The organism is Rhodococcus qingshengii JCM 15477, assembly GCF_023221595.1.
GTDB classification, from domain to species: Bacteria; Actinomycetota; Actinomycetes; order Mycobacteriales; family Mycobacteriaceae; genus Rhodococcus_F; species Rhodococcus_F qingshengii.
This window is the reverse complement of the sequence record NZ_CP096563.1, coordinates 4,464,196-4,478,337: the sequence shown is the minus strand read 5'-3', so window position 1 is coordinate 4,478,337 and position 14,142 is coordinate 4,464,196. Positions and strand designations below refer to the sequence as shown.

At 63.6% G+C, this 14,142-nt stretch carries 14 protein-coding genes; 11 read left to right on the top strand and 3 right to left on the bottom strand.

Going from position 1 to position 14,142, the window contains the following annotated elements; all coding sequences use genetic code 11:
* Positions 1–2: 2 nt before the first annotated feature.
* The 3 genes from M0639_RS20310 (at position 3) to M0639_RS20300 (ending at position 1,567) form a co-directional block, all read left to right on the top strand.
* Positions 3–161, top strand: coding sequence for a hypothetical protein (locus M0639_RS20310; RefSeq protein ID WP_003945210.1), 159 nt, complete (start codon positions 3–5; stop codon positions 159–161).
* A 92-nt stretch (positions 162–253) separates the two neighbouring features.
* A complete protein-coding gene (locus M0639_RS20305; RefSeq protein ID WP_030536224.1) occupies positions 254–670 on the top strand; it encodes a hypothetical protein in 417 nt (138 codons plus the stop codon).
* Positions 671–721: 51 nt separating this feature from the next.
* Positions 722–1,567 (top strand): uroporphyrinogen-III synthase, encoded by an 846-nt coding sequence (locus M0639_RS20300; RefSeq protein ID WP_030536223.1) that lies wholly within the window; start codon positions 722–724, stop codon positions 1,565–1,567.
* On the opposite strand, the gene M0639_RS20295 is transcribed toward M0639_RS20300, so the two are convergent.
* Positions 1,527–3,098 carry a PH domain-containing protein gene (locus M0639_RS20295; RefSeq protein WP_081377527.1) on the bottom strand — a complete coding sequence of 524 codons (1,572 nt, stop codon included), beginning with the start codon at positions 3,096–3,098 and terminating at the stop codon, positions 1,527–1,529. The genes M0639_RS20300 and M0639_RS20295 overlap by 41 nt on opposite strands.
* Positions 3,095–3,598 (bottom strand): PH domain-containing protein, encoded by a 504-nt coding sequence (locus M0639_RS20290; RefSeq protein ID WP_042926352.1) that lies wholly within the window; start codon positions 3,596–3,598, stop codon positions 3,095–3,097. Before M0639_RS20290 ends, M0639_RS20295 begins: the two co-directional genes overlap by 4 nt.
* 82 nt (positions 3,599–3,680) lie before the next feature.
* Between M0639_RS20290 and M0639_RS20285 the strand changes: the two genes are divergently transcribed.
* The 8 genes from M0639_RS20285 (at position 3,681) to M0639_RS20250 (ending at position 12,867) form a co-directional block, all read left to right on the top strand.
* Complete coding sequence (locus M0639_RS20285) at positions 3,681–3,869, top strand: hypothetical protein (RefSeq protein ID WP_003945217.1); 189 nt, start codon at positions 3,681–3,683, stop codon at positions 3,867–3,869.
* Between the two features lie 118 nt (positions 3,870–3,987).
* The gene (locus M0639_RS20280; protein ID WP_003945208.1) at positions 3,988–6,546 is read left to right on the top strand and encodes a bifunctional FO biosynthesis protein CofGH; all 2,559 of its coding nucleotides are present in this window, start codon (positions 3,988–3,990) and stop codon (positions 6,544–6,546) included.
* Positions 6,546–7,304, top strand: coding sequence for a hypothetical protein (locus M0639_RS20275; RefSeq protein ID WP_030536220.1), 759 nt, complete (start codon positions 6,546–6,548; stop codon positions 7,302–7,304). Before M0639_RS20280 ends, M0639_RS20275 begins: the two co-directional genes overlap by 1 nt.
* Before the next feature lie 145 nt (positions 7,305–7,449).
* Positions 7,450–7,773 (top strand): ferredoxin, encoded by a 324-nt coding sequence (gene fdxA, locus M0639_RS20270; RefSeq protein WP_003945248.1) that lies wholly within the window; start codon positions 7,450–7,452, stop codon positions 7,771–7,773.
* A gap of 5 nt (positions 7,774–7,778) precedes the next feature.
* The gene (gene dapC / locus M0639_RS20265; RefSeq protein WP_064075826.1) at positions 7,779–8,882 is read left to right on the top strand and encodes a succinyldiaminopimelate transaminase; all 1,104 of its coding nucleotides are present in this window, start codon (positions 7,779–7,781) and stop codon (positions 8,880–8,882) included.
* Between the two features lie 64 nt (positions 8,883–8,946).
* Complete coding sequence (locus tag M0639_RS20260; RefSeq protein ID WP_007726255.1) at positions 8,947–9,627, top strand: hypothetical protein; 681 nt, start codon at positions 8,947–8,949, stop codon at positions 9,625–9,627.
* A gap of 12 nt (positions 9,628–9,639) precedes the next feature.
* Positions 9,640–11,052 (top strand): acyl-CoA synthetase, encoded by a 1,413-nt coding sequence (locus tag M0639_RS20255; protein WP_007726254.1) that lies wholly within the window; start codon positions 9,640–9,642, stop codon positions 11,050–11,052.
* A gap of 213 nt (positions 11,053–11,265) precedes the next feature.
* Entirely contained in the window at positions 11,266–12,867 is a 1,602-nt protein-coding gene (locus M0639_RS20250; RefSeq protein WP_042926345.1) for a substrate-binding and VWA domain-containing protein, read from the top strand.
* On the opposite strand, the gene M0639_RS20245 is transcribed toward M0639_RS20250, so the two are convergent.
* Positions 12,864–14,084, bottom strand: a complete 1,221-nt coding sequence (locus M0639_RS20245; protein ID WP_231915225.1) for an HNH endonuclease — start codon at positions 14,082–14,084, stop codon at positions 12,864–12,866. The genes M0639_RS20250 and M0639_RS20245 overlap by 4 nt on opposite strands.
* Between the last annotated feature and the right edge of the window lie 58 nt (positions 14,085–14,142).

Below are 14,142 nucleotides of genomic sequence, written 5' to 3'. Positions count from 1 at the left end.
AAATGTACAACTGGGACCTGCAAAACCAGATCGTCGCCTTCGTCGATTCGTTGCGTCCGATGGCTGGTTATTACCACGACTTGTATTACGGGTCGCTCTACGCATTCGCAGATCAGCAGAGTCATTTGCTGACTCTGCTCGGGTTCCCGCCGGTTCCCTGATCAGCTTCGTGCTTTTCGGGCGCGAGCCGGGGTGCTTGTCGGGAGGGACCCCGCGCTCGCGCGATGACGACCGATAGACCACTATCAAAACCATGACGACCGTCGAGAACAACACGGACGCCTCGACAGGAACGTCGCTGTCGTGGCTCGACCCTGTCATCCTCGGCGTCCTGATTTTCGACGGATTCTTGTGCGCGGTGTTGTCCGTCCTGTTCTTGCCGACTCATCTCGGTACGACGGCATTTCCCATCAGCATTCTCGTAGCCGCGACCGCGAACCTCGTATTGGTGATCGCCGCCCGCACGGTTACGACGCCGGGTAGGGCCGCATTGCCGCTCGCCGGTTGGATCGTCGGGTTCTTGGTGTGCATGGTGGGCGGCCCCGGCGGCGACGTACTCGTGCTTTCGTCCCCTCTGACCTTCCTGCTGCTGGTCGGTGCGATCGCTCCGGCCGCCGTTTTCCTCTTCAAGGTGGCGATCAACAGACTCGCCACCCTCAGCTCGCAATAGTTCTCGGCGCGCGCGTAGGAAACTGACCCGTGCATAAGGGACACTCAGCCTGTGGCTGAACATGATTTGGCGGGTGCGACTATCGCCTTGACCGCAGAACGGCGTGTCGAAGAATTTGCGACGCTCCTCGAACGTCGAGGCGCGGAGATCGTGCGGACACCGGTGATCCATGTGCTGCCGTTGGTGGACGATCGAGACCTGAGGACTCAGACGTCCGCTTTGATTGCCGATCCTCCGGAATTGGTCGTGATCAGTACCGGGATCGGCTTCAGGGGTTGGCTCGACGCCGTCGCCTCGTGGGGTTTGACCGACGAGTTCCTCGGGGCTCTCGCCCACACGCGCATCATCGCCCGCGGCCCGAAGGCGACGGGCGCCATCCGAGGCGCCGGACTGCGCGAGGAATGGTCGCCTTCGGGTGAGTCGTCCGAGGAAGTTCTGGCACATCTCGGAAGCGAGGGAGTGGCAGGCTTGCGCATCGCAGTCCAGTTGCACGGCACCATCACCGAATGGGAGCCGTTGACGGACCTGAGCGCCTCCCTCGCCGACATCGGCGCGGTTGTCACTCCGGTATCGGTCTATCGGTGGATCCGGCCGCCGGATCAGTCGCCGGTCCGCGCGTTGGTCGCTGCAGTTCGTTCCGGTGCGATCGACGCGCTGACCTTCACCAGTGCCCCCGCGGTCTCCTCGATGCTCAGCACGGCAAAAGAAATGGGCGAGTTGGAGCGGTTCGTCGCAGCGATGCGCGGACCGGTACCGACCTACTGCGTCGGACCGGTCACGGCCGCTCCGCTGGAACTCCTCGGTGTTCCGACCATCCAGCCCGAGCGATCGCGTCTCGGTTCGCTGGCGAGGCTCATCATCGACGACCTGCCCACACGTCGCCACCGCCCGGAGTGACGGCTTCGATCAATTCCCACGCGTTCTCGGCGGGGAGATCGATCACCTCGTAGCTTCCGGTGCCGGCGGGCGTCGCGGCGACGACGGTTGCCACTCCCGCGCGTCGTTGGAAGAACGTCTCGCGCACCGTCCATCCGATGACACCTTCGGATTCGAGACTGTGACGCTGGCGATCGAGCGAGCCGTTTCGGGTGATCAACCATCCGGGTAGTACTGCGTGGCCGAGGCCCTTGTATCGGTCGTAGGCGAGGGCGGTGCCACCGATGGCGAGTACGGCGACCCCGAACCACGCGTAGATCGGTACATCGAGTCCAGAAGCCGCGCACGCCACACAGACCAGGAACGCCACCGCGGCGAGGAACAGTGCTCGGGTGTACCGGCGACGCCGCGCGGCCGGGCCGTGCGGGATCAGCGGGGCGGACGCCTGGCGTGAGTCACCGATCACGGTGGCCATCACTCGCTCGGCTTCCCTGCGCGGTCCCTGCGGGAGCAGTAGCGAAGATTCCTTCTTCTCGGCGCTGACCCCGGTCATGATGGCGTCGAGCCGCGCGCCGCGGGCCAATCGCAGCAGGAGCGGTTCCTTGAGCGTCGTGCCGCGGAGGCGGGCGCGGTCGAGTGTGGTTTGCCGAGTCTTCAACAGGCCGTGACTGACATGCAGGATGCGGCCGTTGTCGGTGAGTTTCATGTTGCCGAACGCGATCAGGTACTGGACGCAGGCGAGTGCACTCGACAGCACCAGCAGCACGACGAGTGCGATGACGACCATCAGTGCGATGCCGAGGCTCTCGAGTGAGTCGAAGCTGTCGCTCACTGCCGAGGATTTCGCGACGGCAGTGCCGATGCCGTATTGGAACGAGATGCCGATGATGGCTGCGATGATGGCGATTCCGGTGAACGAAAAGGGGGCGTAGCGAACCCAACTCGGTTCCCAGTGACCGATTTCGGTGTCGACCGGTTCGGTGATGCTTTCGACCGGCGTGCCCGGGGTTTCCAGTCGCCGTGCTTGCTGGGCGCCGGCCAACAGTGCGGCGCGTAGGTCCGGAACCAGGGCGGTCGACAGGGCGTTGAGCTCGAACTTGTTCGAATCGTGGCCGCTCCCGGCGCGCTGGCCGGTACCGATGCGCACGATCGACAGTCCGAGCAACCGGTGCATGACCCCGGCCTCGACGTCGACGGATCGGATGCGGCTACGCGGGACGGAGAGCAGCTTTTTCTGGAAGACCCCGGTGCGCAGTTGAACGTGGACGGGTCCGATTCGGTACGTGGTGGTGAAATACCGCAACAAACCGAAGATGACGAGCAGAGTGACGACGCCGAGTCCCCACCAGTGGTTTCCGGATTGGCTGCCGAGAACTACGGAGACGAGTAGGACCGGGAGCAGTTTGACGACTTCGTTGACGGGGTGGACCAGAAGCATGCGTCGGTCGAGGCGGAGCCAGGGCTGTTCCTCTTCCGCGGCCTCGGCAGCTGCCGTTTCCGCCTCTACCGGGATCTCGATCGCGGTCGGGTCGCCCAACTGTTTCTCGTTCACGTCGCGTCTCCCACGTTGGTACCCGCGATCTCCGTCAGTTGAGCCACCGTGCGGTCGGCGACCTCCTGGTCGAGTGCGGAGATCTTCACGGCCCCGGCCGACGACGCTGTCGTGACCGTGACGGTTGCCAGACCCAACATGCGGTCGATCGGTCCGCGCTCGGTGTCCACGGTCTGCACGCGCGAGATCGGTGCGATGCGTCGCTCCTGGGTGAACCAGCCGGTGCGGGTGTATACCGCGGTGTCACTGATCTCCCATCGGTGGACCCGATACCGCCACGCCGGGACCATCAGAATGTAGGTGGCAGCGAAGAGTACGGTGACTGCGAATACGGTGCCGACCACCCAGGACGGGATTCCGGGTACCAAGACGGCACAGACGATTTCGGCGACGATGACGGGTACCCAGAACAGTGAGGCAGTGATTGCCCACAGCCTCGGGGCTTTGGTGCTGGGTCGCCATAACGGGTCGGCCATGGTCAGCGGTTGCGGCGCAGTCATGGGCACTACTTTGGTCGAGTGAGGGGCGATCTGTCGACATCGGCCCTATCGTGGAGTGTGGCGACCGCGAAGGGAGCACGTGATGACCGAACAAGATGCGACATTCGACCCGGAGGCTCCGGAATCAGATGCGCTCGAACAATCGACACCCGTAGATCCGAACGCCCCTGAAGAACCCGATCTGACCGACATTCCGCTCGACGCGCCAGTGGCTGACGTGGTGGATCAACGAGTCGAGGTTGCGGTCGACGACGACTACCGGCCGTCGTGATCGAGGCGGTGTCGGGGCGGTGAGGCCTCCTACTTCTGGCACCGGGTGGCACTAGTCGTCCCACATGGCGCATGATCGCTAGGTGAACCGAACTGGTGATGACTCCGGCAAACCCACCATGCTTCCGATGCCAGGTATTTCCGCGTCCGCCTCGTCCAGTCCGTCGCCCGGCCCGTCAGCGTCGGCGATGCGGCGAGTTCTCCGTCGTGCACGCGACGGAGCGACCCTGAACGTCGACGAGGCGGCAACGCTGCTGCAGGCACGGGGAACCGATCTGACCGATCTGTGTTCTTCGGCGGCCAAGGTTCGCGATGCCGGTCTGCTGGCAGCGGGTCGGCCGAACACCGTGACGTATTCGCGAAAAGTTTTCATTCCGCTGACCCGTCTGTGCCAGGACAAGTGCCACTACTGCACATTCGTCACGGTGCCGGGGAAGCTGCGTGCCGCTGGGCACGGCATGTTCCTGGAACCGGACGAGGTTTTGGACATTGCCAGGGCAGGCGCCGAATTGGGCTGCAAGGAAGCGTTGTTCACGCTGGGGGATCGCCCCGAGGCTCGCTGGCCGGAAGCCAAGCAATGGCTGGACGAACGCGGCTACGACTCCACCCTCGACTACGTGCGAGCGATGTCGATCCGGGTACTCGAGGAGACAGGCCTGCTCCCACACCTCAATCCCGGTGTGATGAGCTGGCAGGAACTCTCGCGGCTCAAGCCCGTTGCGCCGTCGATGGGCATGATGCTCGAGACGACCGCTACCCGGCTGTTCACCGACAAGGGTGAGTGCCACTACGGCAGCCCGGACAAGGACCCGGCGGTTCGGCTACGCACCCTGACCGACGCAGGCCGACTGAACATCCCCTTCACCACGGGAATTCTTGTGGGCATCGGGGAGAACTTCCTCGAACGTGCCGAGTCGATCATGGCGATACGCAAGTCGCAGAAGGCGTTCGGCCACATCCAGGAAGTGATCATTCAGAACTTCCTGGCCAAGCCTGATACCGCGATGCGCAATACGCCTGATGCGGGACTCGACGAGTTTCTCGCGGCCATCGCCGTCGCACGCCTGTTGCTCGGGCCGACGATGCGGATTCAGAGTCCGCCGAATCTCGTCTCGAACAGCGAGTGCCTCGCGCTGCTCGGCGCCGGCGTCGACGACTGGGGCGGGGTATCACCGTTGACCCCCGATCACGTCAACCCCGAGCGTCCCTGGCCGAATCTCGAGACCTTGGCCGAGATCAGCGCCGAGGGCGGCTTCACGCTGACCGAACGCACTGCGGCTCAGCCGGCATATGTCCTGGCCGGGGCTCCGTGGATCGATCCGCGTATTGCGGGTCACGTGCAGGCGCTGGCGGATCCCAAGACCGGTCTCGCCTTGCCCGACACCAAGCCGGTGGGTCGGCCGTGGCAGGAACCGGACGAGTCGTGGGAATCGAGCGGACGCGTCGATCTCAATACCGAGATCGACACGGACGGGCGCAACACCGAGACCCGCAGTGACCTGGGCAGTGCGTTCGGCGACTGGGAGACCGTGCGCGAACAGGTTCTCGAGCTCAGTGCTCCGATTCGCGTCGACACCGATCTGCTGGCTGCGCTCCGCAGTGCCGAACGCGACCCGGCCGGATGTTCCGACGACGAGTACCTGGCCCTCGCCACGGCGGAGGGCCCGGGCCTGGAAGCCGTTGTGGCACTGGCGGATGCGCTGCGCAAGGATGCCGTCGGCGAGGACGTCACCTACGTGGTGAACCGGAACATCAACTTCACCAACATCTGCTACACGGGCTGCCGATTCTGTGCGTTCGCGCAGCGCAAGGGTGACGCCGACGCGTTCACGCTGTCGGCAGAGCAGGTCGCCGACCGTGCGTGGGAAGCGCACGTCGCCGGCGCAACCGAGGTGTGCATGCAGGGCGGTATCGATCCGGAACTTCCCGTCACCGGTTACGCCGACCTGGTCCGGGCCGTCAAGAAGCGCGTGCCGTCGATGCACGTCCACGCGTTCTCTCCGATGGAGATCGTGAACGGTGCATCGCGCAGTGGTGAGAGCATCAGGGATTGGCTGACGGCCCTTCGTGAGGCGGGCCTGGACACCATTCCCGGTACGGCAGCGGAGATCCTCGACGACGAGGTGCGCTGGATCCTCACCAAGGGCAAACTGCCGACGGCGGAATGGATCGAAGTGGTCACCACGGCCCACGAGGTGGGGCTGCGGTCGAGTTCGACGATGATGTACGGGCATGTCGATCAGCCGCACCATTGGGTCGGGCACCTGAACGTTCTTCGCGGAATCCAGGACCGTACAGGCGGATTCACGGAGTTCGTGCTGCTGCCGTTCGTTCACCAGAGCGCGCCCCTGTACCTGGCGGGCGCTTCACGGCCAGGGCCGACCAATCGGGACAACCGCGCTGCGCACGCGTTGGCACGCATCATGCTGCACGGCCGCATACCCAATATCCAGACCAGCTGGGTCAAACTTGGCATCACCGGAACGCAGATGATGCTCAACGGCGGCGCCAACGACCTCGGCGGAACGCTGATGGAAGAGACGATCTCGCGGATGGCCGGCTCCGAACACGGTTCCGAGAAGACCGTCGCAGAACTGCGCGCCATCGCCGAGGGAATCGGACGTCCGGCACGCGAACGAACCACCACACATGCACGACGCGAAGGAGCGATTGCCTGATGGCTGACGTACTGGGGGACCGCAAGGTCGTCGAGGTTCTCGATCGAGCGGTGTGGGGGATCAACCCGGTTCTCGACCTCGCCTACAGCGATCCGCTCGGTATCAAACGTCGGACGTTCGAGCCGACCGATCCCGAGCGAAACGCTGCTGCGATGGTGTTGGACGCGGCCGCTTGGGTCCTCGACGTCGTCAAGTTCCCCGGGACGGCGGCGTGGTCGGTGATGACCGACGAGCAGCGCTCGAAGTGGTGGACGACCCGGTTGGGTGCACTCAACACCGTCGCCGTCGCGTTTCCCGGCATCTTCGGCGTCCTCCTCAATCGGTTGCCGATCCAGGACCTGCTGGCCTTCGCGAATCAGGCCGTTGTGCTCGTTGCGGTTGCCCGTGAACACGGAGTGACCGAACGGGATCAGCAGGTGGACCTCCTGGCGTCGGTGCTGTGCCGGCGTGAGACGAAGTCTCGAGAGCTTCTCACCGGAGAAGACTTCGCCGAGAAATCAGCCGGCGGCGCCGACGAGACCTGGCGCCCGTTCGCGCTCATCGGAACGTTGTGGCGCACGTCCAAGACTTTTCGTGCCATCACGGACGAGTTGCACAAGCGGCCGTCGCGGACAAAACCGTACGAGATCATCGGCAAGATTCCGGTGGTCGGCGTCGTGGCGGATTACCTCGGTGAGCGGGGCGCACTGGTACGCGCGGCCGCTCTGGGGGAGAAGTGGATCGCGATTCGGTCGAGGAACTTCACCGCAGTAGGCTGAAATGTGTTACCCCGCCTGCTCAGAGTCGGTCGGCAGGGGGATAATAGGCTGTTCCCGCGGTACGTGAGAGTCGTATCGGATTTTCGGCCCCTTGCAACTGCGTGTTGCGGCGGCGATGCACGACAGGAAGGCAGGGAGATCGGCAGTGACCTACACGATTGCTGAACCGTGTGTAGATGTGATGGACAAGGCGTGCATCGAAGAATGCCCTGTCGACTGCATCTACGAGGGTGGACGCATGCTTTACATCCACCCCGACGAGTGTGTCGACTGCGGCGCGTGTGAGCCTGTCTGTCCCGTCGAAGCCATCTTCTACGAAGACGACGTCCCGGACCAGTGGAACGCGTACATCAGCACCAACGTCGATTTCTTCGACGATCTCGGCTCACCGGGTGGAGCGGCCAAGCTCGGCAAGGTCGACTACGACACGCCGTTCATCAAGGCGCTGCCTCCCATGGGTGAGGAATAGAGATCTTGTCTCGTACTCCGGTGGCCGCTGGGCTTCCTGATTTTCCGTGGGATTCGCTCGCCGATGTCACGGCGAAGGCGCACTCTCATCCCGACGGCATCGTGAACCTGTCCGTGGGGACGCCGGTGGATCCGGTGGACCCGGTGATTCAGGAGGCTCTGGCCTCTGTTGCCGAGGTGCCCGGATACCCGACGACTCATGGCACGCTCGCGCTTCGCGAGGCCGTGGCGGAGTCACTGGATCGCCGCTACAACATTCCCGACGTCGATCCGGCAGCGGTGCTGCCGGCCATCGGTACCAAGGAAATGATCGCGTGGCTGCCGAAATTGCTCGGTCTCGGAGCCGGCGATCTGGTGGTCATTCCGGAGTTGGCGTACCCGACATACGAGGTCGCAGCGAAACTGGCAGGTGCTCGCGTCCTGCGCGCCGACGGCTTGAACAAGCTCGGTCCCGAGTCGGCGGCGATGATCTTCGTGAACTCGCCCTCGAATCCCACCGGCAAGGTGCTCGGCCTCGAGCACTTGCAGAAGGTCGTGGCCTGGGCGCGCGAGCGCGGCGCCATCGTCGTCTCCGACGAGTGCTACCTCGGATTGACGTGGGAAGCCGATGCGCTCTCCATTCTCGATCCTCGTGTCAACGACGGTGATCTGACCGGTTTGCTTGCGGTCCACTCACTTTCGAAGACGTCCAATCTCGCGAGCTATCGCGCCGGGTTCGTCACCGGTGATCCGGCTCTGGTGACGGAACTGCTCGAGGTGCGCAAGCATGCGGGCATGATCCTGCCGCTACCGATCCAGGCGGCGATGACCGCAGCCTTGGGCGACGACCAACACGAGAACATCCAGCGCGAGCGGTACCGCGAGCGTCGTAGTGTGTTGATCGAAGCTGTTCGAGGCGCCGGATTCACCGTCGACAATTCCGAGGCAGGTCTGTACCTCTGGGCGACGCGCGGCGAGGAATGTCGAGCGACGGTCAGTTGGTTCGCCGATCGTGGGATCCTCATTGCCCCCGGTGAGTTCTACGGACCGAGCGGGAGCAAGCACGTGCGGATCGCGCTCACTGCAACAGACGAACGAATCGCCGCGGCAGCAAAGCGCCTCTCCGCCTGAATCGTGTGCTTTCCCAGGTGTCAGGTTCCCTGATGTCGGTATCGGTCCGATGTAAGGTCGCGCTGTGACCACCTCAGGGACCGGCGGCTTGGACGCGGTACTGATTTTTGCTGTCGTTGCTGCCTCGGTTGCACTGATGCTCGTGTGGTTGAAAAGTCGTCGAGTTTTCGGAGAATTCCCACTCTCGGCAGCTCTCCTCTGGCTGATGGTTGCAGTGCCTTCCATCTTGCAGGCGGCGATGCCGGGACTGCTCGAGATGTTTCGTCGTGATCCCGCGTTGATTCGTGACGGGCAATGGTGGCGCATTCTGACCTCCGTGCTCGTTCAGGACGGAGGGGCCGCAGGAACTGTCACCAATCTCGCGACGCTGGCCGTGGTTGCACCGCTTGCGTTTCGGCTCTGGGGCGCCGCACGTGGCTGGGCTCTCTTCCTGCTCGGTCAACTGTTGTTCGGTTTGCTCACCACCGCAGTCTTCCCGTCGACCGGCGCAGGCAACTCCGGTGCCACGCTTGCTCTGGCAGCGGCGGCCGCGGGGATCGGCGTTCTGGTGCGCCCGCGAATGCCTGAGATTGTTCTGACGGTCGTGATTGTCGTCGGCGGCGCAACATTGGTGACGGTCGACGACGCACACGGATTCGCGGTGCTTTCCGGGGCGCTCTTGGGGGCTGCGCTGGTGACGCTGTTCCCTCCGCACTCGATGGACGCGCGTCGGGCAGGAGAAAGTTTGCGACCATCCGCGCTGTGAGATGCTGTCGTGGTGCTGCTGAGATCCTTGAACCCCCTTGCTGTTGCCCGCGGTGACGACCTCGACGACGCCGTGACGATCGGTGACACGGTTCTCTCGCGGAGTGCCATTCTCGGTGCCGCGACCTCGGTCGCGGAGCGAGTGGCGCAGGCCGATCGGGTTGCCGTATTGGCAACTCCCACAGCAAAAACGATTCTCGCCGTCGTCGGGGCGTTGATTGCCGGCGTCACCGTTGTGCCGGTCCCGCCGGACTCGGGGAAGGCTGAGCGAGAGCACATTCTGCGTGACTCCGGTGCCCAGGCGTGGCTCGGCGAAACGGACGACCACTGCGAAGGCCTGCCCGTGGTTCCCGTCCGATTGCACGCTCGCTCGTGGCACAGCTATCCCGAACCGGCACCGCAGTCCACAGCATTCGTCCTGTACACGTCCGGAACTACCGGCCCACCGAAGGGCGTTCTGCTCAGTCGCTCGGCTATCGCAGCCGGGCTCGACGCGCTCGCCGAGGCCTGGGACTGGACGTGGCGAGACACCCTCGTACACGGGCTTCCGCTCTTCCACGTGCACGGACTGATTCTCGGAATCCTCGGCCCCCTCCGGATCGGCAGCCGGGTGATCCACACCGTCAAGCCGACGCCGGAAAACTACGCAAGGGCCAAGGGCTCCCTCTACTTCGGTGTCCCCACCGTCTGGTCGCGTATCGCCGAAGACGAAGAAGCTGCCCGCGCGTTGTCCGGTGCCCGACTTCTGGTCTCCGGTAGTGCGCCGCTTCCCGTGCCGGTCTTCGAAAAGTTGCGGGAGCGAACAGGATTGACGCCCATCGAGCGTTACGGCATGAGTGAGACGATGCTGACCCTGAGCACGCGTTTCGACGGCGAGCGACGCCCGGGGTGGGTCGGCGTGCCGCTGCGCGGAGTCGAGACTCGTCTTCGTGACGAGAAGGGCAACGATGTGCCGCACGACGGCGAGAGTATCGGCGGCCTACAGGTACGTGGGCCGATGCTTTTCGACGGCTACTTGAACCGTCCGGACGCAACCGCCGAGTCCTGGACGGAGGACGGCTACTTCAAGACCGGTGACGTCGCCGTCATCGACGAGGGTGGGTTCCACCGAATCGTCGGCCGCGAATCCATCGACTTGATCAAATCCGGTGGATTCAGAGTCGGCGCCGGCGAGATCGAGACCGCCATCCTCGGGCACCCTTCGGTGTCCGAAGTTGCGGTGATCGGTGTCCCCGACGCCGATCTGGGGCAACGGATCATCGCCGTCGTAGTCCGTAAGCCCGGGACTCCCGAGGTCACCGAAGCCGAATTGGTCGAGTTGGTCGGGGCGGAGTTGTCGGCGCACAAGCGTCCCCGTGAGGTTCGATTTGCCGAGACTCTGCCACGTAACGCGATGGGCAAGGTTCAGAAGCGTGAGCTGCTCTAGGCAGGTCAGTTTGCTGAAAAGTCGCTGCGACGCTTGAAGGTTCGTGAATTCGGCCGGCCTGTCCCGAAATGTGGGCTCGCCGGTTCTCCGACGATTCAGCGCTAGTTGGAATTTCTGTGTTCTTGGCTACACTACCGCCCGGTAGGGACAGTTCCAGTCGCGCGCATACCGTCGGTATGCCTGAGTGCGAGTGGCCTCGGAAGGGCAGATTTCATGGCGGGCGGACGGCATTCGAGTCCTGACAGCGGGCGGTCGATCGGGTTCTACGCAGTGGGTGGGTTGGTTGCCGTCGCGGTAATCGCCACCGGGGTGGTGGTCTTCAAGGCAACACAGTCCGATTCCTGCGAGAGCGTCGACGAGTACTCGCTGGCAGCGGATCCTGCGATCGCGCCGGCAGTCACGGAGATCCTCGCAGAATCGTCGCCGGAGCAGACAGGCTGTTCGCGGATCACGGTTACCTCTGCGCTGCCCGGGGACGTTGCGGGAACTTTAGGTAAGGGCGTGGACGCTCCGGACATGTGGATACCGGATTCGACAGCGTGGGTGGGCAAAGCTGCATTGACGGCCAAGGGGCCGGTCGCTGCCGCCGGCGGTTCGATCGCCACCTCGCCTGTCGTTCTCGCCTCCGGCGGTGGCGAACAGTTTGCCAGTTGGCTCGCGGCGCTACAGGTTCCCGATCTGGCGTTGGGCAATCCGTTGTTCACAGGGGTTGCGTCGGCGCCCATTCTCGGAGCTCTCGCGGAAACCGGGGCCACCTCCGAATCCGTTCGAGCGGCACTCGTACCCCATGCGCAAGCGGAGAGTGTTCGTACCGAAGATCAGCCGGTAGGACAGAAGATGCTCACCGAATTGGTCAGCTCCGGAAAGGTCGGTGTTTCGACCGAGCAACAGGTCGTCGAGTTCACGAAGGCCGAGTCGAAGATTTCCGCGACAGTACCGGCGACGGGAACCATGATCATGGATTACCCCCTGGTGGTCAGTGCTTCGGCACCGGACCGGCACTACGCCGCAGCCAAGAAGAGTGACGCCATCGCCGAGCTGTTGCACAGTGAATCTGCTCAGGAAGTGCTGACGCGCAGCGGGTTCCGTACTTCCGGCGGTGGAGCCGTCGAAGGTGGAGTCGGTGACGTCACGGCACTGACCGTGTCCGAACAGTCGGTGGCCGATCAAACGCTGGGCGCTTGGGCTCTGATGGCCAAGCCGATCCGGACACTCGTTGCGATCGACGTGTCTGCGTCGATGGACTACCCGGCTGCAGGCGGCAAGACGCGCATGCAGTTGACCACTGCTGCTGCTCTGGCCGGCAATCAGGTCTTCCCAGACAGCGTCGCTGCCGGTCTCTGGGCGTTTTCCCAAGGTATGAACGGAACCCAGGACTTCCAGGAATTGGTGCCGATCAGGCGCTACGACACGATCGTCGACGGTGTGACTCAACGAAAGTTGATGGCAGATCAGGCGAACCGGCTCACCGAACTCAAACGTGGCGCCACAGGTTTGTACGACACGACTCTGGCCGCATTCCGTAAGGTTCAGGAATCGTACGATCCGCGAGCGGTCAACAGCGTCATCATCTTGACCGACGGCGCAAACGAAGATCCTGACAGCATCAGCCGTGAACAGTTGCTCGATGTTCTTGCACGCGAGCAGGATCCGGCGCGTCCGGTCATCATCGTCACCATCGGCATCACCGATGACGCAGATGCGGCGGCGCTCGCCGATATCTCCCGCGTGACGGGCGGTTCGACGTACATCGCTCGTGACCCCTCGGAGATTTCCGAGGTGTTCGTGAACGCATTGGCTCACCGAGGAACTTAGGCCGCATCCGGACTGGTCCAGGGTGCCGGAAGTGGCGGAGCCTCAGACGAATACCGGTGCCCGGTAGGTGTCGTCGTGGTGAAGGTGTGCCGGTTACCTGGTACAGGTTCGGCAGTCCAGTCCGAGCCCTGTTTCGCGTAATTGCATGCCGCACACAACCCGGCACCGTTGGCTGCGCTGGTGAGTCCACCCCTCGAGTGATCGCGAATGTGGTCGCGGTGGCGAACCGGCGCGTCGCACCACGGAGTACGGCAGCTTCGATCACGGAGTTCGATCAATCGCGCCAACCCCTTCGGGAAGGTTCTCGCCGTGGATTCCATTGCGGTCAGCGCGCCCGTATCGGGGCGTGCGTAGAGCTTTCGGACCGTTGCCACCGTTTCGGAGTCTTCGCTGGCCTTGGTGATCCATTCGCGTGCAATAGCGGCTGGTACAGGTCCGTACCCGTGGACGTACGCCGGGGCGGAATTGTCGCCCAACAATGACTGGTCGGAGACAACCAGATTCACGGTGACGGGTGTCGGTGTGGCGCGGCCGATTCCGGTAACCCGCTCGACCAGGAGATCAGCCATGATTTGCGCTCGGGTGCGCTTGTCCCCGCCGGCAAGTACGGAATCTGCGTCGCGCCTGAGCGTGGCGTGCACGGCGATACCTTCGGCCGCGGGAAGAAACACATTGAGCCAGCACATCGTGTCGGGCGCAGGCCGTGACGTCACTCGTCTGTCTCCCACGGCTTTGCGTGCTCGTCTGGCAACACTGTCGGAGTCTATTTCGGCAGCGCGTGCGCGGATTCTTTGTGTCAGTTGATGGTTGCCGCATCCGTCCAAGATTGCAGCGTCGCAGCAGAACTCGCGATCCAACGTAGCGCGATCCTGGGCGGTGAGACATGAAGTCTCGCGCATGAGGATAGTCGCCTGATGCTCACTGATGGAGCCGTCGACGAGTAGTCGAAGTGTGTGCGGCATCTCGTCGTTCAGTGCGCGGGCCAGGTTCAGATGCTGAGTTCCGAACCAAGCCGACTCTCGCCGTGCGAGGGCAATCTGCGCGTTGATTCCACGGCCTTGGTATGCGCGCGGCACTCCCCGTTCGCTGCGGTCGTTGCGGGTGAACGCGTCGAGATCGGCAGCCAGCAATGCCTGGGCACCAGCGCAACTGGCCTTCAACTCTTCCAAAGCGCGCAGAAGATCCACGCGTGCTGCGTTGTCGATGGATCGATCCATGCTGACGAGTGATGCTCGGAATTGTCCGATGGTCTCTTCGGATATCGCCTGTTTGGAT

What these genes read in the sequence shown, in the direction of transcription:
- M0639_RS20280 (WP_003945208.1), top strand. Translation starts at nt 3,988, where the DNA reads ATGCTTCCGATGCCAGGTATTTCCGCGTCCGCCTCGTCCAGTCCGTCG.
- M0639_RS20305 (WP_030536224.1), top strand. Translation starts at nt 254, where the DNA reads ATGACGACCGTCGAGAACAACACGGACGCCTCGACAGGAACGTCGCTG.
- M0639_RS20250 (WP_042926345.1), top strand. Translation starts at nt 11,266, where the DNA reads ATGGCGGGCGGACGGCATTCGAGTCCTGACAGCGGGCGGTCGATCGGG.
- M0639_RS20310 (WP_003945210.1), top strand. Translation starts at nt 3, where the DNA reads ATGTACAACTGGGACCTGCAAAACCAGATCGTCGCCTTCGTCGATTCG.
- M0639_RS20275 (WP_030536220.1), top strand. Translation starts at nt 6,546, where the DNA reads ATGGCTGACGTACTGGGGGACCGCAAGGTCGTCGAGGTTCTCGATCGA.
- M0639_RS20285 (WP_003945217.1), top strand. Translation starts at nt 3,681, where the DNA reads ATGACCGAACAAGATGCGACATTCGACCCGGAGGCTCCGGAATCAGAT.
- M0639_RS20245 (WP_231915225.1), bottom strand. Translation starts at nt 14,084, where the DNA reads ATGGATCGATCCATCGACAACGCAGCACGCGTGGATCTTCTGCGCGCT.
- M0639_RS20290 (WP_042926352.1), bottom strand. Translation starts at nt 3,598, where the DNA reads ATGACTGCGCCGCAACCGCTGACCATGGCCGACCCGTTATGGCGACCC.